Raw genomic sequence first — 23,818 nt, 5'->3', positions numbered from 1 at the left:
CTGCGTCGCGACTGAAATTGTTTAACCGACCTGCAATAGCGCCTGAGCCAGATCAGCGCGTAGGTCTTCGACATCCTCGACCCCCACTGACAAACGCACCAGCGCATCGCCGATGCCGAGTTGTGCCCGGGTTTCGACGGGGATGCTGGCATGGGTCATGATCGCCGGGTGCTCGATCAGGCTTTCCACCCCGCCCAGGCTTTCGGCCAGGGCGAAGATCCGCACACTTTCAAGGAAACGCTTGGCGCCAGCCAGGTCGCCGTTCAGGTCGAGGGAAATCATCCCGCCGAATCCACGCATTTGCCGCCGCGCCAGTTCGTGCTGCGGGTGCGATGGCAGGCCTGGATAGTAAACGCGCGCCACCTGCGGCTGACGCTCCAGCCATTGCGCCAGCTCCAGCGCGTTGCTGCAGTGGCGCTCCATGCGCAGCGCCAGGGTCTTCACCCCGCGCAACGTGAGAAAAGCATCGAACGGTCCAGCAATAGCCCCCACCGCGTTCTGCAGGAAACCCAGGCGCTCGGCCAGTTCAGTGTTTTGCCCGACCACCGCGATGCCACCGATCACGTCGGAGTGGCCGTTCAGGTACTTGGTCGTCGAGTGCAGCACGATATCGAAGCCCAACTCCAGCGGCCGCTGAATCCACGGGCTGGCAAACGTATTGTCAGCCACACAAATGATGCCTCGCTCGCGACAGGTGCGCGCAACGGCGGCGAGGTCAGTCAGGCTCAGCAAAGGATTGCTTGGCGTCTCGACCCAGACCATCCGCGTGTCATCCTGCAGCGCCGCTTCGAAGGCCGCCAGGTCCGTCAGATCGACGAAGCTGAATCGATGCCCGGCACTGCGCTGACGCACCTTGTCGAACAGCCGGAATGTACCGCCGTACAAGTCATTACCGGAAACGATGTGTGCTCCAGCATCAAGCAATTCGAGCACGTTGGCGATCGCCGCCAGCCCGGAAGCGAAGGCGAAGGCCCGAGTGCCGCCCTCGAGGTCCGCCACGCAACGCTCCAGCGCAAAGCGCGTCGGGTTATGCGAACGTCCGTAGTCGAAGCCCTTGTGCACACCCGGGCTCTGTTGCAGATAGGTGGAGTTAGCGTAAATCGGCGGCATCAGCGCCCCGGTGGACGGGTCCGGCGTCTGCCCGGCATGGATCACACGGGTGGCGAAGGCACGTGGCTTGGCGGTTTCATCGTGCTGACTCATGTGAGGGACCTCCGCAGGTAATTGAGCATGTCGACGCGGGTAATCAGCCCGTGGAAACCCGAGTCGTCGGCGATCATCGCCACCAATCCACGGTCGAGCTTCGCCTCCAGTTCAGCCAGACTGGCGCCGGGCGGCAGGACTTCCAGCTTGTCGGTCATCGCACCGCTCACCGGCATACGGAAGTGTGAAGCGTCTTCGTGCACGCCAAGCAGGATATCGGACTCGTCGATCACGCCGACCAGCCGCTGCCCGTTCACCAGTACCGGCAGTTGCGACACATCCGCCAGGCGCATGCGCTGGAACGCGGTGAGCAGCGTGTCGTCCGGGCCCACGCTGACCACCCGGCCATCCTCGAAACGCCGCGCGATCAGGTCACGCAAATCACCGTAGCGCTTGCGCGCCAGCAGCCCCTGATCGTTCATCCACTGGTCGTTGTAGACCTTCGACAGATAGCGGGTGCCGGTGTCGCAGACGAAACTGACCACCCGCTTCGGCTCGGTTTGTTCGCGGCAGTAACGCAGCGCCGCCGCCAGCAATGTGCCGGTCGAGGAGCCGCCAAGAATCCCTTCGGCACGCAGCAGTTGGCGGGCATGATCGAAGCTTTCCTCGTCACTGATCGAATAAGCCTTACGCACGCTGGACAGGTCGGCAATCGACGGAATGAAGTCCTCGCCGATGCCCTCCACCGCCCAGGAACCGGGCGTACCAAGGGTGCCGCTACGGCTGTATTCGGCCATCACCGAGCCGACCGGATCGGCCAGCACCATTTCCAGATTCGGTTGTACGCGTTGAAAGAAACGGGTCAGACCGGTCAATGTACCGGCCGAACCGACGCCGACCACGATGGCATCCACATCATGCTGCGTCTGCGCCCAGATCTCCGGCGCGGTACTGCACTCGTGGGCCAGCGGGTTGGCCGGGTTGTTGAATTGATCGGCGAAGAAGGCGTCGGGAATTTCCTGCGCCAGCCGCGCAGCGACGTCCTGATAATAATCGGGATGGCCCTTGCCGACGTCGGAGCGAGTGATGTGCACTTCGGCGCCCATCGCCTTGAGGTGCAGAACCTTCTCGGTGGACATCTTGTCCGGCACCACCAATACCACCCGGTAACCCTTGGCCCGGCCGACTAGGGCCAGGCCCAGACCAGTGTTGCCGGCAGTGGCCTCGACGATGGTACCTCCGGGTCGCAGGCGGCCATCGCGCTCGGCGGCGTCGATCATTGCCAGGCCGATGCGATCCTTGATCGAGCCGCCGGGGTTCTGCGATTCGAGTTTGAGAAACAGCGTGCATGGGCCGGTATCGAAGCGGCTGACACGCACCAGTGGCGTATTGCCGATCAGTTCGAGCACGGCGGGACGGGAGTCGTTTGGCATGTCGTCACCTCGCTGCAGGTATCCACACTGGATGGACAGCGACCTGCGGCGAATCAATGCGCGCCAGTCGCATGCAAAGCCTCGCCTTGGACCATAGGCCGGGATTGCGCCCCCCGCAACTTTTCGCAGCCAGTCGGTAATGTCCTGTGGCGAGCGAGCTTGCTCGCGCTGGGTCGCGTAGCGGCCCCAAAAATCTGACAACCATTGCCGATTTTTGTGAGTGCTGCGCACTCAAGCGGGAGCAAGCTCCCTCGCCACAGGTTTCTCTGAGACGCTCTTAAATCAGGCCGGCACTTTTCCTTGACGGTAATCAGCGAAGAACGCCTTGCCCTTGCCGATCCGGTCGGAGGCCTTGGGCATATTCGCAGCCGAGGTATCCTGGCCATCGACATACCAATAGCAATGGCTCACTGCCCGGGTGATGCCCACGTACGCCAGTCGCAGAATCTCGTCTTTCTGTGCGCTGTCGTAAGGTTCGCTGTCGCCAGCCTTGCCGAGTCCGGCCATGCGATAGACCTGGTTCTTGTAGGGTGAGCTGGTCAGATGCTGGCAATCGCCCAGCAGAAATACCGCATCAGCTTGCAGGCCCTTGGCGCTGTGATAGGTCAGTTGTTTGAGCCGTCGAGCGTCGTACGGCAAGCTAGAATCCACATTAACTACAGACTGAATATGCTCTTCTATCAATGACTTATCGCTGCTTTTTCGATAAAGCATCAAGATTGAATCGCCTTTCCTGTAGTGCTCGATCAGACGCTTGGCCATGCCCTGATCATCCCGGTCGAGCACGTTCACCGGCAGCAACGCCTTGGGTTCACCGCTGGCCTTGGCCTTCTTGCCGGCAATCGCCGGTGCCGCGCGGACGATATGCTCCGCCGCGTCGATGATGTGCTGATGGCTGCGGTAATTGTCGCTGAGCATCACTTTGGTCGTGCTCGGCGACGGGAACTCCTTGTTGAATTCCATGAAGTAAGTCGGCGAGCTGCCGCGCCAGCCATAGATGGACTGCCAGTCATCGCCGACACAGAGCAATGACGAACGTTGCGCGCCGCGCCCCACATGCATGGCCGGTCCGCGACTGCGGATCTCGGCCAGACTGGCGCGAATCCACGAAACGATCTGCGGTGATACGTCCTGAAACTCGTCAATCATCAAGTGCGACATGGGCCTGAGCAACTCATCGCCCAGCAGCTTGAGATTCTCCGGCGAATGTTCGCTGAACAAGGCGAACATCCGGTTGTAGGTCATCACCGGTGGCGATTGATCCAGCAGATGATCTTCCAGCGCTCGCCAGAACAGGCTCAAGGCCTCGAAGAAAAACCGGTCCGGGTCATCCTTGGCGAAACTCATCTGGCCCACGGCATTCGGCACATCCAGGCCGAGGTTTTCGATAAATCCGGCAGCCGCGACAAAACAGTCCAGCAACGGCGCGGAGCCGAGTTCGCCCTTGACCTTGTAATCGAATCCCGGCCCGGCGCTCGCGTCCCCGGCAAGCGATGCCAAAACACGCTTTGAAGACTCATAACTGTCTAGCCATATCAAAGGCTTACGACAGAAAGCTTGAAACAGGGTGCGCTTTACAGCCCACTCTGCGCGCACTGAAAGTTTGGCATTCGGACGGCTGACCTGAGGATTTTCCCGGGGATCGAAACCCAGCACCACCCAGGCGTCCAGCGTCGGAATGTAGCCGTGGCAATGAAAGGTCGAGCCATTGATGTCGAAGGTCTGACGGTTCGGTTCGATGCCCTTGATCGGCCAGGCGCCGGCGCGAAACCACAAGTCTTCGATGGTGTCGCACAGTTCTTCATCGCGCTTGGCAGCGAGTTCAGTCACCGTTATGCGTTTCTGTACGTCCGGGTGATCACGCTCCAGCTCCTTGAGCTGCAAGGCATGACGAGACAAAGGTTTGATCAGTTCGCGAAAGCGCTCATCGCGAGTGTGCAGGCTGTGATAGCAGGCGTTGAGTTGCTGGCGCTGGGCGTCGTTGATGCGCAGGTCGAAGGGGTTGCTGTCGACCTCCTCATCGCCGCCTTGCACGCGGTGACTGAGGTTTTCGAAGGCTTGCAGCCGCTCGAAACCCGGCAGGCTGCGAACCATCGGCAGGATGCGTGAATGGAAAGTGCGCACCAGATCGCGCGCTTCTTTAAGGCTGATTCCCCGGCCCCAGACTGCAAACAGCTCGATCAGCTTGTTGATGAAATCCTTGCGCGATTCGCGGGTGAAGGTCACCACGGTCATCGAGCTCAACTCAAACCCCAGGTAATGGCTGAGCAGCAGGATTCGCAGCACCAGCGTGGTCGACTTGCCCGCGCCCGCCCCGGCGATCACCGAGGTCGACGGTGTGTCGCTGAAAATCATCTTCCATTGGGCAGCGCTCGGCTGGGCATGCGCGGGCAGCAGTCGCGCGACGTCGGCCTTCATGCGCTTCTTCAGCTCAGCACTCAATGGCAGGCGCCAATCGTCGAACAGATTGTCATCGACGTTGGGCGGTCGATGCTCGGTTGAACGCGAGTCGCGAATCAACAGAACCTGCCGACCTTCCTCCAGTCCCTCGAGTTTGCCTTCCTTATAACCGTAGTCCACACCCGCGCTGTGGCCGCTGCGAAAACCGTCGGCTTGCCCGTGCAACCAGGACGCACGGTGTTGCGCGCGCAGGCGGGTAAGGCCGTGGCCAAAGAACCGGGCGGCCAGACGTTTAAGCAAAGGCATTTCAGCCAACGGACGAAGTTCGGGAGGAAGATCGGGGGTGTGTTGCGGCACGCGGACGGACTCCAGGGTGTGAGGCTGTTGAGGGCTATGGTGTCTGCATTTGTCGTTGAGTTCTAGTGAAATGCTTGCAGGTCATTGGCTTATGCGATGAAGTGAAGGCTGGATGAGAATGTTTGGAGGTAATTTTATATCGATTAATTCGATTATATTTAGGCATTTTTTACGCTTTTTATCGATTAGTTCCTGATGGATGATGCTCGCCATCAACCACGGGTTCTCGTTTGTGGCTCAGGCGTTCTGCCCCATGACGAACCTTTTCAGGAGACGATCATGCTTGAACTCAGACCTTTCAACTCGCTGGGCGGCGCGGACCATGGCTGGCTGGATGCCCATCACCACTTTTCGTTCGCCGAGTACTACGACCCCAAACGCATGAACTGGGGCAACCTGCGGGTGTGGAACGATGATGTGATTGCCCCCGGTACCGGCTTCCCGCAACACCCGCACCGGGACATGGAAATCATCACCTACGTTCGTGAAGGCGCGATTACCCACCAAGACAACCTCGGTAACAAAGGCCGCACCGAAGCGGGCGACGTTCAGGTCATGAGCGCCGGTACCGGGATCGCTCACAGTGAGTACAACCTGGAAGCGACCGAGACCCGGATCTTTCAGATCTGGATCATTCCCAATGAAGCCGGTTCGGCCCCGTCGTGGGGCGCCAAACCGTTCCCCAAAGGCCAGCGTGAAGGCTTCGTGACCTTGGCCAGCGGCAAGGCCGGCGATGATCAAAGCCTGCACATTCGCGCCGATGCGCGTCTGGTGGCGGCGAATCTGAAGGCCGGAGAATCCGCGGAGTATCACTTGGACAGCGGCCGTCGTGCTTATCTGGTTCCAGCCACTGGCGTCATTGAGGTCAATGGCTTGCGTGCACACGCTCGGGACGGTGTTGCGATTGCCGATGAGCAGGTGTTGCATGTGACCGCGATCGAGGACAGTGAGATTGTGTTGGTGGATGTGGCTTGATGGGGTAAATGCAAAAAAAGGGGCGGCCGTTGATGGTTGCCCCTTTTTTTCATTTTTCATTTGTGGCGAGGGAGCCTGCTCCCGTCCGGCTGCGAAGCAGTCGTAATCCAACCGGCGAGGTTTACCTTGTTACACCTCGTCAACCGATTTGGGGCCGCTTCGCGCCCCAGCGGGAGCAAGCTCCCTCGCCACAGGGGCCCTCAATCACTTCGCAGAAATCGCGCCATCCACCAAGGTCTGGGCTTCCGCCACCAGCTGCTTAAGGTGATCATCACTGACAAAGCTTTCTGCATAGATCTTGTAGATATCTTCAGTACCCGACGGCCGCGCCGCAAACCAACCGTTCTCGGTCATGACTTTCAGACCGCCAATGGCTTGGTCGTTACCCGGCGCGTGACTGAGGATGCTCTGGATCGCTTCGCCCGCCAGTTGAGTCGAGGTGACCTGGTCCGGCGACAATTTACTCAGCAGCGCTTTCTGCTCAGGGTTCGCCTTGGCATCGACCCGTACCGAGAAAGGTTCGCCCAGCTCATCGGTCAATGCGCGATAGGCCTGGCTAGGATCGCGACCCGTGCGAGCAGTCATTTCAGCGGCCAGCAATGCCGGAATCAAGCCGTCCTTGTCGGTGCACCAGACACTGCCATCCTTGCGCAGGAACGACGCGCCAGCACTTTCTTCGCCGCCAAAACCGAGGGATCCGTCGAACAGGCCGTCGGCAAACCATTTGAAGCCTACCGGCACTTCATACAAACGACGGCCCAGACGCTTGGCAACACGATCGATCAAGCCACTGCTGACCACGGTTTTGCCCACGGCCGCATCAGCGCGCCATTGCGGACGGTTCTGGAACAGGTAATCGATCGACACAGCGAGGTAGTTGTTGGGAGCCAGCAAACCACCGGACGGGGTCACGATGCCATGGCGGTCGTGGTCCGGGTCACAAGCAAAGGCCACGTCGAAACGCTCTTTCAGACCGATCAGGCCTTGCATGGCGTGGCTGGACGATGGGTCCATGCGGATCTGCCCGTCCCAGTCGACGGTCATGAAACGGAACGTCGCATCAACTTCTTTATTCACCACCTCCAGGTCCAGGCGGTAATGCTCGGCAATCGCCGACCAGTAGCGCACCCCTGCTCCGCCCAGCGGATCGACACCCAGACGCAGCTTCGCATCGCGGATGGCATCGAAGTCGATCACGTTGATCAGGTCGGCGACATAGGTGTTGAGGTAGTCGTGACGATGGGTGGTGCTGGCCTTCAGGGCCTGCTCGTAGCTGATGCGTTTGACGCCGGCGAGTTTGGCCGCCAGCAATTCGTTGGCCTTGGCTTCGATCCACTTGGTGATGTGGGTATCGGCCGGGCCACCATTGGTAGGGTTGTATTTGTAGCCACCGCTTTGTGGCGGGTTATGGGACGGCGTGATGACGATGCCGTCCGCCAAGCCCGAGGTGCGCCCACGGTTGTAGCAGAGAATCGCATGGGAAATGGCCGGCGTCGGCGTGTACTCGTCGCCTTCGGCAATCATCACCGTCACACCGTTCGCCGCGAGGACTTCCAGGGCGCTGGCACCGGCCGGCGTGGACAGCGCGTGGGTGTCGATCCCGACGAACAGCGGACCGTCGATGCCCTGGGCTTCGCGGTACAGGCAGATCGCCTGGCTGATGGCCAGAACGTGCCATTCGTTGAAACTCAGGTCGAACGAGCTACCTCGGTGTCCGGACGTGCCGAAGGCAACGCGCTGGGTAGAAATGGCTGCATCGGGCTGGCCGGTGTAATAGGCCGTTACCAGTCGCGGGATATCGACCAACAGTTCTGCCGGTGCCGGTTTGCCCGCAAAAGGACTGAGTGTCATGCAAAACCTCTGAGAGAGAATGGTTCGGGAATAGGACGCAGTTTACTGACAGTTGGACCATCGCGCGACGTTATCAATTGTCAGGTATCGAGGGTGTTTGGGCGCGTCGAATCAGTCGATCGATTCCAGGCGCAAGGCATCCCCCAACAATCCCAGTGCCTCGGCGAGGTCGTGATGACCACCAAAGGTGTGACTCAGGCGCAAATGCTGCCCGTGCAAGCCCCGCAGACTGAACAGTTCCCCCGGCGCGATCACCACATGCTGCTTGAGTAAACGCTCGAACACTCGATGCACATCGACCTGGCGCAACGAGCGGATCCAGATCGTCGCCCCGCCTTGGGGCTCAATGAAGTGCAGTGCATCGGGCAGGCGCTCTTCAAGCAACTGAGTCATCTGCACCATGCGTTCCTTGAGCAATCGACGCAACACCAGCAGGTGTTGATCGATGCGTCCATTGCTGTACAGCCGTGCAATGGCTTTCTGACGAATCAGCGACAAACGGAAAGCGCGTAGCAGAAAGTGCCGTTGCAGTTCGGCACGCAGCTGTCGCGACAACAGATAGCCGAAGGGCGCCTCCGACCCGATGATTTTCTCGAATGTGGAAAACACGATCAGCCGATCCGGGTCCAATAGATCGCGAAACCGCAGGCCATTCGGCTCGAATTCGAGCTCGCCGTAACAATCGTTTTCCAGTACCCAACTGCCATGTCGTTCCAGCAGCTGTGCGGTGGACTGCCTGTTGCTGTCAGGCGCCACACTGCCCCGGGGCATGTTCAACCCCGATGAAAGCACCACCAGGCGCACTTGCCCGGTCTCGAGCAATTCCGTCAACTGCTCAAGATCCAGACCGCCATTGGCTTGTAACGGCAGCTCGACCACCTGCACGTCCGCGTCCTGGAGCAGGCGCAGAATCACCCAGTCGCACGGCGATTCAACCACCACCACAGCGTCTTTGAGGCCAAGGACCGCAATCAATATTTCCAGTACGCCACGCAGATCGGCGCCGATATAGACATCATCGGCATGCCAGCAACGTGTCGGCGAAGTGGTGTAGCGCGCCGCCAGGGCTGTGCGCAGTTCCAGCTCGCCGCAGGGTTGCGAAGACGGTTGTGGCTGGCGCGGATACTGGCGCAGCAGTTCTCTCTCCAGCAACAGCAACGGACTATCCAAGGGTTGTAATAACGCCGGCTCATCGGCACTCAGCACCAACATGCCGGGACGTCTGGCGTTGACATAAACCGTTTCGAGCAGGTCCTTGCCGCTGCCGGGTATGCCGATTGAGGACACGGGTAGTGCGTAGTAGCCCGATTTGGCCACCGAATAGACGCGCCCCTCCTTCTCCAGCAGAGAATAGGCATACTGAATGGTCGAGATCGACACACTCAGGCGGTGCGCCAACTGTCGCAATGAAGGCAGGCGCACTTGCACGTCACTGCCCGGCTCATTGATCAGGTTAGTCAGGTAACGGTACACCGCCTGATACGCAAAATCGGTATCTCGTGGTCCTTTCATGGGAAATGGCCGAACAGGCTACGAACGTCGTGATGCCTCCTGGCTGAATCCGTCAAACCTGGCACTTTCACCGTCCCGTCGACCATTCGCCAGCCACGGACGTTTCATTGTCTGGTTCCACGACCTCTGCTTGCACACCCATCTCGCCGCTTCCCGTGCCGCCCCCCCTGCCCTCATCCCGAACCACCGGGGCCATGCGATAAAGCGTACCGATCAGACTCACGGGCAAGCCGCTGACATCGACCATCCACTGCAGAACCTGCTCGGGTGCAGGGCCGCCCTGCATCGCCCGGTGCAAGTCCGGCAACGCCACGAGCATGCCGGGATGGCACTGACGAAGAAAACGCTCGAGTGCCGCGCCGTTATCGACAAAAGGGGCAAACAGTAGACACACCAGTTGAGCCTCGCTCAAACCGAGGTTCTGTTGTGTTTCGATCGCCACCAATGCGCGCTGGTCGGCCATTGTCATCGGGTTGCCGAAGGTCTCCATTGCCCGTTCGCAAAAGCGTTCTGGAAGCTGTTTGCGACGCATCATCACCAGCGCCCGCTGCAAGTACTCGCTGATGCCTGTCTCATAGGTACGACCGTCTACAAAGCACGCTTGCAAGCCACGAATGTGCGCGGATATCGTCAGGCTGACGTAGTCGTTATCACTGAGCTGAGCCGACAACTCGTCAGGTTGAAACCCGAGGAAATCGGTGAGCAGCGGCCAGCGCTCTTCCAGATTGCTGACCAGCATGTCGTGAATATCGATAAAGGTCGTGCGGCGACACGCTTCAAAACGATCGGCGGGACGCCACACCGCCTGGGCAGACTCAGGATAAAACTCGCGGTAGCAATCGCTGCCCAATTCATCGAGCCGCGCGAACAGGCCCTCGTAGCCCGTTTCATGACGGTCCGGTGCCTTGAGCCCGGCCTTGGCCGCTGCACGGTTCAAACCCTCGAGAAACTGCTTCTGCCGACGGGGCGTATCGCTACTGATCAACGCATCGACACCCTTGTCCCAGCGGGCGATTTGTCCGTAAAACTCGCCGGTCGCCAGGTACCCGTCATCCCACAGATCAAGCGGCCCATCCCAGGCGCGGCGGTGCCCGACCATCAGCAAGTTGAGCCGGTTCGACTCGCGACCGGCGTCGGAGATCGACGCCAGATGGTTGAACGGCAGGACTTCACGATTATCGACCATCAACACTTCGACCCGAGGATCGTCGTAGAGAAACAATGCACTGCAGCTGCGATGGATGTTTTCCAGGGTCGTCGAAGCCGTACCGTTCAAGCGCAAGGTCGCCACCCGCAGCTGAAACGTCGCTGGTGCCCGGCCGGCGATACTCAGTTGCGCGGCGCGCAGCAGCGCCAGCGTGTAGCAGCTGTCTCGGGACCCGGACTGGATCGCCAGCACCTTGTAATCGCCGATACGCTCCATGCCCCCAGCGGACATCACCAGCCGTTGAATCAGCAGTTGCAATGCCGTGCGCTCGGCGCGAGAGAAAAAACCCAGCAAACGCTGCAGCATCTGCTGATAAACATAGTTCATTGCCTGATCATGGGTAGCGGTCATCGTTATTTACCTGTGACTCATAAGTTCAATGCCACGTCAACAATCAGATGTATTGCGCGACAGGTTGTTTGTCATGAATGGAGTGCCGGAGTTGTTATTCAAATGCTAGCACTTAAGTATTGTGTAATTATTTGAAATGATTGAATGCCGCAGGTACCCCAACGTGATCAAGATCGCCGAAACGCCCGGCAGAGTGGGCGCCTTGCGTTCCTGCGCGCCGTCCTAGGAAATTTCCGACAGCGTCCCACAGACACTTAATACAAGAAATAAAGAAAGAAGTTGCCAATAAAGGTATGACAACTGAGCGTCGCCGCATTATTTGTTGAGCATATATTGCCGGCGCGCATTGAGGAGTTCCAGCCTGATACTCGGCCATGGCTCTTTCCTTGAGATGAAATTAATCATTCAATTATCAGGGCTTAAATAATGATTAGAAGATACAGATTGAGAGCAAAAACCAGTTCAGTTGCTGAACCGGCCCACCGACAGATCGATGGACGTCTCATTTGGGAGTGACTGCCAGCAGAAGAGCCCGTGCTCACACGGACTCTTGCAGAAGAAGGCTCAGGCCGGTTCGACCTGAAGGGCGACCCGCTCGCGACATGGGCATTCGTCCATATAGCGGTGGGCTTCGACAAATTCGGAAAACGGGAACACCCGGGTCTTGAGCGGCAGCAACACACGGTCCGCGGTCAACTGGTTGATGTCGCGCAGGGCACGTTGCAGTGCAGCCTGATCCTGGATGATGCCCAACTCCGGCTTGCCGGTGAAGTTGCCGATGCAGTGCACGAAGAACTGAATGTTCTTCTGGAACGCCGCACAGGCCGGGAATGGCGTCTGGTTCCCCCCTTGCAGGCCATAGAGCACCAAGCTGCCACGAGGCGCCAGCACATCGCCGAGCAGCGACATCTGCGGCCCGCCAAGGCCATCGAACACCACATCCACACCGCGATTGTCGGTAATTTTGTTGATCCGCATGAGCAGATCTTCTTCCTCGGTAACGATGACCTTCTCGGCGCCGAGGGACAGCAGGTACTCACGTTCATCCGCGGTTTTGGTCGCAGCGATCACTCGCACACCAAGGGCTTTGCCCAGTTGCACGAACGACGGTCCGGCACAGTGACTGGCATCGGTCACCAGCGCAAATTGCCCGGGTTTGACTCGCGCCAGGTCGGCGTAGGCAAAATAGGCGATCAACAGCGGCGTGTAATGCACGCTGGCTTCGATCGGGCTGAGCACGTCCGGGTAGCGGGTTAGCGCCGAGCGTGGCAGAACGATCTGTTCGCCGTAAACAGGGTAGTCGTTGGGACTCTCGGCGGGAAAGCTGGCGACCTTGTCACCGACGGCCAGGTCATCGACGCCCTCGCCGACCATCGTGACCACGCCGGCCATTTCATGACCCAGGCCTGAAGGCAGGCGAGCATGGGACGAGGCCAGGTTCTGGCGCCAGAGAATGTCATACCAGCTGATGCCTATCGCTTCGACGCGCACCTGCACTTCGCCCGGCGCAGGCAGAGCGGCCGCATGCTCTTCGCATTTGAGCACCTCGGCTGGACCAAACTTGTGAAAACGGATCGTGCGGGACATCGCAAACCTCGTCAAAGTAACCTCTAATGCCCTGAACTCTATCTGGGCTTTTTACCCAAGACCATCAGTGGCTATTAATAGTCGACATGCCTGTCATTGATTCCGCAGCGACGGCGACATCATCCAATGCCGTAAAAACCGAAGCAGCCTTTCAGAAAAATCTGAATTACTCTGTGCAGAGTACCAGCCTTTGCCCGTAAGATTCATGCCGGCCATTGTTCTCATATGACCGCTCACGTCAAGTTTGCTGAATCTGCCAGGACTCCAGATGAATCGTAATGACCTGCGTCGTGTCGACCTGAACCTGTTGATCGTTTTCGAAACACTGATGCACGAACGTAGCGTGACCCGTGCTGCGGAAAAATTGTTCCTCGGCCAGCCGGCCATCAGTGCGGCGCTCTCGCGCCTGCGCGGGTTGTTCGATGACCCGCTGTTCGTGCGCACCGGCCGCAGCATGGAGCCTTCCGCCCGGGCGGTGGAAATCTTCGCCCTGCTTTCGCCGGCCCTGGATTCGATTTCCACGGCGGTCAGTCGCGCGGCGGAATTCGATCCGGCGACCAGCACCGCGGTGTTCCGCATCGGCCTGTCGGACGATGTCGAATTCGCGTTGCTGCCAATGCTGCTCAAGCGTCTGCGCGCGGAATCTCCGGGGATCGTGCTGGTGGTGCGTCGAGCCAACTACATCCTGATGCCGAGCCTGCTGGCGTCGGGCGAAATTTCCATCGGCGTCAGCTACACCGCCGACCTGCCGGCCAACGCCAAGCGCAAAGTGCTGCGCCGCAGCATGCCGAAATTGTTGCGAGCCGACACGGTGCCGGGGCCATTGAGCCTGGATGATTTCTGCGCCCGCCCCCACGCGCTGGTTTCGTTCGCGGGCGACCTGAGCGGTTTTATAGATGAAGAACTGGAGAAACTCGGGCGCAAACGGCATGTGGTGCTGGCGGTGCCACAGTTCAATGGGCTCAGTACACTCATCAGTGGCACCGATATTGTCGCGACCGTGCCTGATTACACAGCTGAAGCGTTGACCGCGGCGGGTGGTGTGCGCGCTGAAGATCCGCCGTTGCCGGTGCGCAGTTTTGAATTGCACATGGCCTGGCGTGGGTCGCAGGATAATGATCCGGGTGAGCGCTGGTTAAGGTCGCGGATTCAGATGTTCTTCGGGGACCCTGAGAGTCTTTGATTCAAGCCGTCGCACACTTAAACGCTGGATGACCGGGCACTCACAACGGCCCGCAAAAGAGCTGCAGGCACTGCTGCTGAGCCAGATGGGTGGCGACCAGCAAGGTACGCCAACCCTCAAAGTCATATGACAGCACCTGCCACACCAGCCAAAGCCACAGGTAGCTGAGTTGGAACACCACCCAGGTCAATCCTGGCTATCCACGGCGGTCAAGCATGGCGATTATCCGTACCGTCCATGACACGATGGGCTTTGGCGACCGTGTCTGCGGCCAGGCGTCCTTGCTCCACCAGTGCCTGCAGAGCCGTCAGGCAGATCGCCTGGCTGTCCACCTCGAAGTAACGCCGCAGGGCGCGCCGGGTGTCTGAACAGCCGAAGCCATCCGTGCCCAGCACCTTGAACGGCGCACTGACATAGGGAGCGATGAGTTGCGCATAGGCCCTGACATAGTCCGTCGCCGCCACGACCGGCGCGGACCCGCCCAGGCATTGCTCGACATGTCCCAGTGTCGTCTGCGCACCCGCCAGACGCGCGTGTTGGGCAGACCTGGCATCGCGTTCAAGCTCGCTGAAACTGGTGACACTCCAGACCTGCACCGTCACGCCCCATTGCTCGCGCAGCCGGTTCGCCGCCGCCAGCACTTCATTGAGGATCGCGCCGCTTCCAAGCAGGCGCACCAACGGCGCGTCCGACCCGGCGTCCAGTGTGTCGAGCAGGTACATGCCCTTGATCACATCCGCCTCGGCACCGTCCGGCAGCGACCGTTGCAGGTAATTTTCATTGGTCACGGTGAGGTAGTAAAAGACGTCCTCCTGGGCGGTCAGCATGCACTTGAGCCCATGGTCCACAATCACTGCCAATTCACCGGCAAACGCCGGGTCGTAGGCTCGGCAGTTGGGCACGGTCGCCGCGACAACATGGCTTGAACCGTCTTGATGCTGCAGCCCCTCCCCGGCCAGGGTCGTGCGCCCTGACGTCGCCCCGATCAGAAAGCCGCGGGTGCGCTGGTCAGCCGCGGCCCAGATCAAATCGGCAACACGCTGGAAGCCGAACATGGAATAGAAAATGTACACCGGCAGCATCGCCATGCCGTGGGTGCTGTAGGCGGTACCTGCTGCGATCCATGAAGACATCGCCCCAGCCTCGGTGATGCCTTCCTCAAGGATCTGACCATCGCGAGCCTCGCGGTACGACACGATAGAATCCTTGTCCTCGGGTGTATAAAGTTGGCCCTGGGGCGAATAGATACCGTACTTGTGGAAGAGATTGGCCATGCCGAACGTGCGCGCCTCGTCGGCCACAATCGGCACGATGCGCTCGCCTAACACCGGGGCCTTGAGCAATGTGCCCAACATGCGCACGAACGCCAGGGTGGTGGACATCGGTTTGCTTTCCCCCGCCGACGCAAAGCCTGCGAATGCACTGGCCGCCGGCGTTTCCAAAGGCACTGCAACGCTGCTGCGGCTCGGCAGATAACCGTGGAGGGCCTGACGACGGCTGTGCAGGTAGCGCATCACAGGGCTGTCGGCTTCAGGCTTGAACAACCGAGCAGCATGAACATCCTCGTCGCTCAGGGGCAGCGCGAAGCGGTCGCGGAACGCCAACAGCGCCTCAGCGTCGAGCTGTTTCTGCTGGTGCGCGATCATCTTGCCTTGCCCCCAGCGTCCCATGCCATGGCCCTTCTCGGTCTTGGCCAGGATCACCGTCGGGCGCCCCTTGCAGGCCAGCGCGGCGGTGTAGGCGGCGTGAATCTTCAAGGGGTCGTGGCCACCGCGGCGCATTTGCTCGAGCTGGCTGTCCTCCAGGTGCGCGACCTTCTCCAGCAACCGTGGATGTCGGGCGAAAAAGCGTTGACGCCTGGCCGCACCGTCCAGCGTGGAGAGCGACTGATACTCACCATCGACGGTGATGTCCAGGTAATGCTGGAGCACGCCATCATGGTCCTGGTCGAGCAGCGCATCCCACTCGCTGCCCCACAGCACTTTGACCACGTTCCAGCCGGCCCCGAGAAACTGCGCCTCGAGTTCTTCAATCACTTTTCCGTTTCCACGCACCGGGCCGTCGAGGCGCTGCAGGTTGCAGTTGATCACGAAGGTCAGGTTGTCGAGCCCTTCACGTGCCGCCAGGCCCAGCGCCGCGAGTGATTCAGGCTCGTCCATCTCACCGTCGCCGAAAAAGCCCCAGACGTGACGTGCCGACAATGGGCTCAGGTCACGATGCTGCAGGTAGCGCATAAAGCGGGCCTGGTAGATGGCGCTGATCGGCCCCAACCCCATGGAACCGGTTGGGAATTGCCAGAAATCAGGCATTGACCATGGGTGGGGGTAGGAACACAGGCCCTCACCGCCGACTTCGCGCCGGTAGTTGGCCAGTTGGCGCTCGCTCAAGCGGCCTTCGAGGAAAGCGCGCGCATAAATGCCCGGCGCCGAGTGCGCCTGGAAGAACACCAGGTCATTGGTTTCACCGCTGGGCCCGGCGCGGAAGAAGTGATTGAAGCCCACCTCGAACAGGTCGGCCGCCGACGCGTAGCTGGCAATGTGACCACCCAACTCGCCCTGACGGCGGTTGGTCTGGACCACCATAGCCATGGCGTTCCAGCGGACCCATGCCGCCAACTGGCGCTCCAGTTCCAGGTCACCGCTAAAGTGCCCCTGCTCACTGTGATGAAGCGTATTGCAGTAAGCCGTGCGCAATGTGGTAGACGCTGCAATGCCACAACGCCCGGCCTGCCTGATCAGGCGCTGTAACAAGTAGCGTCCGCGCTCCACTCCCACGTGGTGGACGACGCCATCAAAGGCGTCCAGCCATTCCTTGGTTTCCTCGGGGTCGACGTCAACGGGAAGCTGCAGCGCAGCACCCAGCTGCATGCCCCCAAGTCTGGCATCCATTGTCATGTTGATAAGCTCCGAAAAATTCAAAGTAGCGCGTCGGTACCCGAGTCCGGCGAGTGCTCACCCGACAGCTCAGGTCACCAGGCCGCCATCCACCACCATGACCTGGCCGGTCATGTAGGCCGCATCCTGCGACAACAGGAAGGCCACCACCTTGGCCACCTCTTGCGGGGTGCCGAAGCGACGCATGGGGATGCGGTTTTCCATTTCTGCCACCCGTCGCTCGTTAAGCTTGCGGGTCATATCGGTGTCGATGAACCCAGGCGCGACGACATTGAGACGCACGCCACGGGCGGCGAATTCGACCGCCATCGAGCGCGTCATACCGATCAACCCGGCCTTGCTCGCGCAGTAGTTGGCCTGCCCGGGGACGCCGATCAGCCCGGAAATCGAGGCCATGTTCACCACCGCACCAAAGCCCTGTTCGACGAACAGCGGCAACACCGCCTTGCAGGCATGAAACGCGCTGTCGAGGTTGCTGCCGATCACGCTGTGCCACTGTTCGGCGCTCATGGCCAACGCACTGCGGTCCTGGGTGATACCGGCGTTATTGACCAAACCCTCGAGGGCGCCAAAGTGCGCCACGCAACGCTTGACCGCCTGCTCGATGGCATTGGCATCACGCCCGTCGGCGCGCACCGGCAGCACCCGGTCGGTGCCTAGGGACGCCGCCAATTGTTCGGCCTGATCCGCATTATTGAGGTAGGTGAAACACACGTTCAGGCCCCGTGCCACGAGGTCTTCGACTACCGCGGCGCCCAGCCCGCGTGAACCGCCGGTTACCAGAACCGTACGCATTGGGCTACCGGCCCCGTTGGATTTATCGGTCATGGACGCGCCTCCCTGGCAGGTGTTTCGAAGGAAAAAATCTTTCCGGGGTTGAGAATGTTGTCCGGGTCCAGCGTGCGCTTGATCGCGCGCATCATCTCGACGGCGCCTGCACCCGCCTGGTCGACCAGGTAGCCCTGCTTGTGCAGCCCGATACCATGTTCGCCGGTGCAGGTGCCCGAGAGCCGAATGGCCCGTGCCACCAGCCGATCGTTCAGTGACTCGGCCAATGCCCTTTGCTGAGGGTCGTCAGGATCAATCAAGTAGCCGAAGTGAAAATTCCCGTCGCCCACATGCCCGACCAAGAAATACGGCAGGCCCGTCGCGTCGACTTCAGCGATGGACTCAAGCAGACATTCGGCGAGACGACTGATCGGCACGCAGGTGTCGGTGCTGATTGCGCGGCAACCGGGCTGCGATTGAATCGCGGCAAAATAGGCATGGTGCCGGGCCGTCCATAGCCGCCGACGCGCCTCGACGCTGGTCGCCCACTCAAACGCCTGGCCGCCCCACTCGCCGGCAATCGCTTCCACGGCCTGCGCTTGCTCACGCACACCCAGTTCGCTGCCATGGAACTCCATCAACAGCATCGGCGCCTGCGGCAGTTCCAGTTTGCTGTGCACATTGACCATGCGCACGGTGTTGGCGTCGATCAGCTCGATCCGCGCCACGGCGATACCGGACTGGATGACCTGTATCGCCACGTTCACCGCCTGGTCGATGCTGTCGAACGAGCACACGGCAGCGCAGATCGACTCCGGCACCGGGTGCAGGCGCAACGTGATCTCACTGATGATGCCCAGGGTGCCTTCGCTGCCGACCATCAAGTGGGTAAGGTCATAACCGGCACTGCTTTTTTTTGCCCGGGTACCGGTGCGGATGATATCTCCGCCAGCGGTGACCACCTGCAGGGCCAGCACGTTCTCTTTCATCGTGCCGTAGCGCACGGCATTGGTCCCGCTGGCGCTCGTGGCGCACATGCCACCGATGGACGCATCGGCACCCGGGTCGATGGGAAAGCACAGACCGGTACTTTTCAAGGCTTCTTCAAGCTGGCGGCGGGTCACGCCCGGCTGCACGGTGACGCTCATGTCTTCGGCATGGATCGCCAGGATCTGGTTCATCTGGCTCAGGTCAAGGCTGATGCCGCCCTGCACCGCCAGCAGATGGCCTTCGACCGACGATCCGGCACCGTAAGCGATCAGCGGCACGCGGTGAGCGGCCACTAGGCGCACGGTGTCAACGATGTCCTCGGTGCTGCGGGCAAACACCACGGCCTGGGGCAACGGTGCATCGACATACGCCGACTCGTCGCGGCCATGCTGCTCACGTATGGCCGTAGCGGTCGAACAGCGCTCATCGAAACGTGCCGCGAGCGCCTCGATCAGCTCGGCCGGCGCTTCACGCAGTACCGTGCAGGCAAAGGTCTGGGCGAGTTGGGTCATGTCACTTCCTTATAGAATGCGCGGCATACTTGACGCTGCGCGCCCAGGCCGACCACCTCGGCCTCGACCACATCGCCGTCGCGCAGAAACGGCTGGTCTGGTCGCCCCAATGCCATGCCGCCCGGGCTTCCGGTGAGGATCACGTCGCCAGGGTGCAGGGTCATGAAGCGGCTGAGGTAATGAATCAGGTGATGCACGTCGAAGATCATGTCCTCGCTGCTGTCGCGCTGCATGACCTCACCATTGACCCGGCAGATCAGTTCCAGCGCCTGGGGCGACGGCACCTCATCGGCAGTCACCAGATACGGTCCCAGCGGCGCAAACCCATCGAATGACTTGCCCTTGATCCATTGCCCGCCCCGCTCCAGTAACCAACTGCGTTCGGACAAATCATTGGCGGTGCAGTAACCCAGGATGCAGGCTGCAGAGTCAGCGGGCGTGGCCAGGTACTGGACCCGACGCCCGATGACCACACCCAACTCCACTTCCCAGTCAGTCTTGTCGCCGTCGAGCGGCAGCACCAGGTCATCGAACGGGCCTCCCAACGCATGCACCGATTTGCTCGACACAATCGGCTCTTCCGGCACCGCCATCCCGGCCTCCCGGGCATGCCGGTGGTAGTTCAGGCCGATCGACAGGATCTGCCCCGGCCGCAATGCCGGGCCGATGCGTTCGTGCTCGATATGAACCTGCGGCAGTTGCGCCCATTCCAGCGTGAAGCGCCGCGACAGCGCCTCCATTGCCACCACGGCCAGCGCTGCCCCGGTCCAGTCATCGACCCACGTACTGAGGTCCCGAACCGAGCCATCGACGCCGACTGCGCAGGGGCGCTCGCGCCCCGGTGCACCGACCCTCAGCAGGCGCATGACAGGGCCTTGCGTGGGTTGAGGAAGCGTTCGAAAAACGCCGTTTCCTCATCGCTCATGGTGCGCGGGTAGCGCCCTTCGTAGTTGAATGGCGCCATGGTCGTGGATGCCAGGGCGCACAACGTGTCGCCGTCACGCACTTCATACTCGATCGTTACTGCGGCGGCACGGACTTCGGAGACCCACATATGGATGGCCACCGGTTCGTGGCGGTGGACCAGCGGGCGCTTGTACTCGATCGCGTGCCTGACCACCACCGAGCCGCCGCTGAAGAAGGCATCGCCCTGCTCAGCGCCCAGACGCCAGATGAAGTCCACCCGCGCCTCCTCGAGCAAGCGCAGGAACGAAACATTGTTGACCACCCCATACACGTCCATGTCGGACCAACGGACGGGGCATTGATAAATGTGCACGGACATGCAGGTCTCCGCAGTGGCCGAAGGCGCAAAGCTTGCGCTGGCGGTATCAGTCGACATTGGCGTGCACCTGCTTGCAGAACGCCTGGATGTAGTCGTCCTGGGCGATGGGTGCGCGCAGCAACTCGGGCGACAGGGCAAAGCCGTCGATCACGGTCGACACGTGCGGGCGCAGGGCTGCGCACTGCTGGTCGATCCGCCCTGGCAGCGACAGGGCCTGGCCGGCGTCGATAAGCTCATGTGCCAGAAACCACGCTGCGTCACGCTGCAGCAGGTTCAGCCCATAAAGCGATGCCAGGCCATTGAGCGCCGCCTTGGCCTCGTCCTGCTGCGCATGCAGCGAGGCACTCCAGAGTTGCTCCAGGGCCACACGTTCACCACGCAGACGCGCAAGCTCCAGGCCGGGATTCATAGCGTCGTTCCACACCTCGAAATAGCCGCGCTCGTCAGCGTTCATCTCCTCGCGAACCGTCAACCACAGCTGGTACTCGCGAAAGGCGATAGCCGCGATCAACCACTCCGGCTCGGCCAGACGCCGCGCACGTGCCGGGCGCAGCGGCAACGGACCTTGCCAGGCCTGGGCGAGCAGTTGGCCGGCTACGGTGGCGAGCAGCACCAGGTTGTCACCTTCGGCCGTTACCAAACCTTGCAGCAGGGAACCGTAATCGGCGATGCGGTTAACGCTGAAAATACCTTGTGCGCCACAGCGCTCGCGGCACTCGGCGATAACGGCGGTGGCATCCCAGGTAGCCAGTGCCTTGGTGATGTTGATCAGGCTGACGACATCGGCAGCCGGCTCAGCTGTATTGGCCAGGAAACGTGCCTTGGCTTCGTTGAGCAACAGCGTCATCGCATAGGTGCTGGCCAGTGCCGAGAACATCGCACGCTGGTAGCTGCGGTATTCGATGACCGGCATGTCGTTGGTCCCGGGGGCGTTGGTCAGCCGCTGCTGGCCATAGCGCAACGCGATGTACAGGCTCGCGCGACTTGCGCCCTGAGCGGCACTGGCCACGCACAAACGGCCAGGCACGATCCGCGACATGGCGCGCAGGAAGCGCGACCGGGCATTGCCCGCTCCGAGCACGAAGCTGCCGTCTTCAGCGAAGTGGCCCATGTCGCCGTGCAGCAGGCTGCTACGCGATACACGCACGTTGTCGAACCAGGTCAGGCCGTTGTCCAACCCTTGCACCGGTTTCTCCGGGCACAAGGCCGCGCGGATACCGGGGCACAAGCCTGCCTCAGTGGACAGCCTGATCAGGAACGGAAATACGCCGTGATCCTTGCCTTCGATTTTCAAGCGCGCCATCACGGTCGCGACTTTGGGGATATCGCCGAACCCGCTATAGGACATGTACTTTTGCGCGCTGGCACTCGGCGTATTGAGCGTAAAGGTCTGGCTATGGCGGTCATACACCGCCTCGGTCTGCAGTGCCGCAACGTTATTGCCATAACCCAGTTCGGTCGCCATGTAGGGGCCGAACGAGGTCAGCTCGTCCAGCGCCTCGGTTAGCCCGGCGATGTCGGGACGGCCCTGGGCATGATCAAACACCGTGCCCAAGCACAGATTGTAGTGGACCATCAGCAGCGAGAAGCTGGCAACGTCCAGCAGGCTTGGCCATTCGGCCAAGGCAAACAGCCGACGCGGGTTGGCCAGAATCTGCAGCGGGCGTTCCAGCGCCGCGTGCACATGCCGGCTGCGAGCGTAGGCCAGCCGCCCGGCCTGCTCCATGTTCAGGCCCGGCTGCGGGTCGAAGATCGGGTCGAGCAGCACGTCGCGAATGCTCTGGTGATGGCTCTCGAACGTGCCGGCGAATAGCAGGTCGCGCAGTTCGTCGCGCGCCAAGGGGGCGACAGTTCCCGGGATGCTTGGATGAGTCATGACATGTCCTGTGCAGTGAGCGGCGAGGTCTCAGGCGGCGAACACCAGTGAGACATTCTGGCCGCCAAATCCGAACGAATTGGAAAGCGCCACCTTGATTGGCTGCGCGCGCGCCTGGCCCTGGACCAGGTCAACCGCTATCTGCGGGTCGGGGTTGCGCAAGTTGGCCGTCGGCGGTACCAGCCCGTGTTCAAGCGCGAGCAAGGTGTAGGCCGCCTCGATGGCACCGGCGGCGCCCAGCAGATGCCCGGTAACACCTTTGGTCGAACTGACCAGCATGCGAGCACCGAACAACTCGGCGATGGCGTGCGACTCGATCACGTCGTTGCCCGGCGTCGACGTGCCATGGGCATTGACGTAATCCACGGCGCTGGCCTCGATACCGGCGTCGCGCAGTGCTGCCTGCATCGCCAAACGGGCACCGAGCCCTTGGGGATGAGGCGTGGTGACGTGGTGAGCATCTGCCGATGCGCCATAACCGAGCAGACGCCCGCGGTTGCGCGCACCTCGGGCCCGGGCATGCGCCTCGGACTCAAGCACGAACATCCCGGCGCCTTCACCGATGACGAAGCCGTCACGCGCGGCATCAAACGGGCGCGATGCGCCGCCGGCATCGGTGTTGCGCGACAACGCGCGCATCTTGGCAAACGCGGAGACATACAGCGGCGTGATCGGTGCTTCCGCACCGCCGGCCACCACGATGTCGCATACCCCGCGGTTGATCAGGTCCTTGGCCATGCCCAGCGCCGAAGCCCCTGACGCACACGCCGAACACGGGGCCAGGCACGGGCCGCGCGCGCCCAGTTCAATGGCAACCTGCCCGGCGGCCATGTTCAGCAGGCCCATGGGCAGGGTCAGCGAGGACACATCGTCAGGCCCTTCGGCGAGCAACACGGCGTGCTGCTGCTCCAGGGTGGCGGTGCCCCCTGCCCCAGACCCGATGATCACCGCCACACGGCTCTCATCTTTCCAGCTGCCGGCCTCGAGACCGGCATCCGCCAGGGCCTGGCGCGCCGCCAGCAAGGCGAACTGCGCATAACGGTCCCATTGCCAGGGGTTCTTGACGCCCAGCAAGGCGCTGTCAAAACTCGGCACACGGCACGAGATCCCCACCGGCATCGCTTCGAGGGTCTTGTCCGGCGCGGCCGTGGCTTCACCTGCCACCACCCGCTGCCAGTTCGCCTCGATGCCGATGCCGGCGGGTGTGACCAGGCCGATACCGGTCACAACCACCGCTTCGGCGGCCATCACGCCTTACCGTTGGCCAGCGCCAGAACGTCACCGACAGTGGCGACCTCCGACAGCTGTGCATCGCTGATCTGCACGCCGAGTTTCTTTCTCAGCAACTGGGCCAGGTCGACCTGCGACAGCGAGTCGAAACCCAGGTCCTCAAGGGAGGCATCAGGGACGATACGGCTTTCTTCGATGTTGAAACGCGCGGCAATGGCTTGGGCGATAGCTTCGTTACTTACGGTCATCACATGACTCCTGTTG

General features: G+C 61.1%; 18 protein-coding genes. 2 read left to right on the top strand and 16 right to left on the bottom strand.

What is annotated here, in order from left to right; genetic code table 11:
- Positions 1–21 precede the first annotated feature (21 nt).
- The 3 genes from CKW20_RS16705 to CKW20_RS16695 all read right to left on the bottom strand — a co-directional run bounded on the left by CKW20_RS16705 (position 22) and on the right by CKW20_RS16695 (position 5,333).
- A complete protein-coding gene (locus CKW20_RS16705; protein WP_095053918.1) occupies positions 22–1,203 on the bottom strand; it encodes a cystathionine gamma-synthase in 1,182 nt (393 codons plus the stop codon).
- Positions 1,200–2,576 carry a pyridoxal-phosphate dependent enzyme gene (locus CKW20_RS16700; protein ID WP_095053917.1) on the bottom strand — a complete coding sequence of 459 codons (1,377 nt, stop codon included), beginning with the start codon at positions 2,574–2,576 and terminating at the stop codon, positions 1,200–1,202. Before CKW20_RS16700 ends, CKW20_RS16705 begins: the two co-directional genes overlap by 4 nt.
- Positions 2,577–2,858: 282 nt before the next feature.
- On the bottom strand, positions 2,859–5,333 hold the full coding sequence (locus CKW20_RS16695; RefSeq protein ID WP_095053916.1) for a UvrD-helicase domain-containing protein: 2,475 nt from the start codon (positions 5,331–5,333) through the stop codon (positions 2,859–2,861).
- Between the two features lie 279 nt (positions 5,334–5,612).
- Here CKW20_RS16695 and CKW20_RS16690 point away from each other — a divergent pair, with 279 nt between their 5' ends.
- Complete coding sequence (locus tag CKW20_RS16690; protein WP_095053915.1) at positions 5,613–6,308, top strand: pirin family protein; 696 nt, start codon at positions 5,613–5,615, stop codon at positions 6,306–6,308.
- A gap of 204 nt (positions 6,309–6,512) precedes the next feature.
- Here CKW20_RS16690 and pgm read toward each other — a convergent pair whose 3' ends face one another.
- The 4 genes from pgm to CKW20_RS16670 all read right to left on the bottom strand — a co-directional run bounded on the left by pgm (position 6,513) and on the right by CKW20_RS16670 (position 12,816).
- Positions 6,513–8,159 (bottom strand): phosphoglucomutase (alpha-D-glucose-1,6-bisphosphate-dependent), encoded by a 1,647-nt coding sequence (pgm, locus tag CKW20_RS16685; protein ID WP_095053914.1) that lies wholly within the window; start codon positions 8,157–8,159, stop codon positions 6,513–6,515.
- A 111-nt stretch (positions 8,160–8,270) separates the two neighbouring features.
- Positions 8,271–9,671 carry a PLP-dependent aminotransferase family protein gene (locus CKW20_RS16680; RefSeq protein WP_095053913.1) on the bottom strand — a complete coding sequence of 467 codons (1,401 nt, stop codon included), beginning with the start codon at positions 9,669–9,671 and terminating at the stop codon, positions 8,271–8,273.
- 67 nt (positions 9,672–9,738) lie between these two features.
- Positions 9,739–11,229 carry a hypothetical protein gene (locus tag CKW20_RS16675; protein WP_095053912.1) on the bottom strand — a complete coding sequence of 497 codons (1,491 nt, stop codon included), beginning with the start codon at positions 11,227–11,229 and terminating at the stop codon, positions 9,739–9,741.
- 564 nt (positions 11,230–11,793) lie between these two features.
- The gene (locus tag CKW20_RS16670) at positions 11,794–12,816 is read right to left on the bottom strand and encodes a zinc-dependent alcohol dehydrogenase family protein (protein WP_030130249.1); all 1,023 of its coding nucleotides are present in this window, start codon (positions 12,814–12,816) and stop codon (positions 11,794–11,796) included.
- A 268-nt stretch (positions 12,817–13,084) separates the two neighbouring features.
- Here CKW20_RS16670 and CKW20_RS16665 point away from each other — a divergent pair, with 268 nt between their 5' ends.
- Entirely contained in the window at positions 13,085–13,999 is a 915-nt protein-coding gene (locus CKW20_RS16665) for a LysR family transcriptional regulator (protein ID WP_007896187.1), read from the top strand.
- Between the two features lie 40 nt (positions 14,000–14,039).
- Here the strand turns inward: CKW20_RS16665 and CKW20_RS29605 are convergent, their stop codons facing one another.
- The 9 genes from CKW20_RS29605 to CKW20_RS16625 all read right to left on the bottom strand — a co-directional run bounded on the left by CKW20_RS29605 (position 14,040) and on the right by CKW20_RS16625 (position 23,802).
- Positions 14,040–14,177 carry a hypothetical protein gene (locus CKW20_RS29605; protein WP_176466912.1) on the bottom strand — a complete coding sequence of 46 codons (138 nt, stop codon included), beginning with the start codon at positions 14,175–14,177 and terminating at the stop codon, positions 14,040–14,042.
- Between the two features lie 31 nt (positions 14,178–14,208).
- Positions 14,209–16,887, bottom strand: coding sequence for a pyruvate dehydrogenase (acetyl-transferring), homodimeric type (gene aceE, locus CKW20_RS16660; protein ID WP_176466915.1), 2,679 nt, complete (start codon positions 16,885–16,887; stop codon positions 14,209–14,211).
- Positions 16,888–16,962: 75 nt separating this feature from the next.
- On the bottom strand, positions 16,963–17,721 hold the full coding sequence (gene fabG, locus CKW20_RS16655; protein WP_095053910.1) for a 3-oxoacyl-ACP reductase FabG: 759 nt from the start codon (positions 17,719–17,721) through the stop codon (positions 16,963–16,965).
- Complete coding sequence (locus CKW20_RS16650; protein ID WP_095053909.1) at positions 17,718–19,163, bottom strand: FAD-binding oxidoreductase; 1,446 nt, start codon at positions 19,161–19,163, stop codon at positions 17,718–17,720. The genes fabG and CKW20_RS16650 overlap by 4 nt, the downstream gene beginning before the upstream one ends.
- A complete protein-coding gene (locus CKW20_RS16645; protein WP_095053908.1) occupies positions 19,160–20,029 on the bottom strand; it encodes a fumarylacetoacetate hydrolase family protein in 870 nt (289 codons plus the stop codon). Before CKW20_RS16645 ends, CKW20_RS16650 begins: the two co-directional genes overlap by 4 nt.
- Entirely contained in the window at positions 20,017–20,448 is a 432-nt protein-coding gene (locus CKW20_RS16640; protein WP_095054053.1) for a thioesterase family protein, read from the bottom strand. The genes CKW20_RS16645 and CKW20_RS16640 overlap by 13 nt, the downstream gene beginning before the upstream one ends.
- 46 nt (positions 20,449–20,494) lie before the next feature.
- Positions 20,495–22,324, bottom strand: a complete 1,830-nt coding sequence (locus tag CKW20_RS16635) for an acyl-CoA dehydrogenase (RefSeq protein WP_095053907.1) — start codon at positions 22,322–22,324, stop codon at positions 20,495–20,497.
- A gap of 30 nt (positions 22,325–22,354) precedes the next feature.
- Positions 22,355–23,572, bottom strand: coding sequence for a beta-ketoacyl synthase (locus tag CKW20_RS16630; RefSeq protein ID WP_095053906.1), 1,218 nt, complete (start codon positions 23,570–23,572; stop codon positions 22,355–22,357).
- Positions 23,572–23,802, bottom strand: a complete 231-nt coding sequence (locus tag CKW20_RS16625) for an acyl carrier protein (protein ID WP_007936684.1) — start codon at positions 23,800–23,802, stop codon at positions 23,572–23,574. Before CKW20_RS16625 ends, CKW20_RS16630 begins: the two co-directional genes overlap by 1 nt.
- Between the last annotated feature and the right edge of the window lie 16 nt (positions 23,803–23,818).

Source organism: Pseudomonas sp. Irchel s3b2 (assembly GCF_900187445.1).
Classification (GTDB): Bacteria; Pseudomonadota; Gammaproteobacteria; order Pseudomonadales; family Pseudomonadaceae; genus Aquipseudomonas.
Note: the sequence above shows the minus strand (reverse complement) of the source record. Positions and strands in the feature narration are given on the sequence as shown.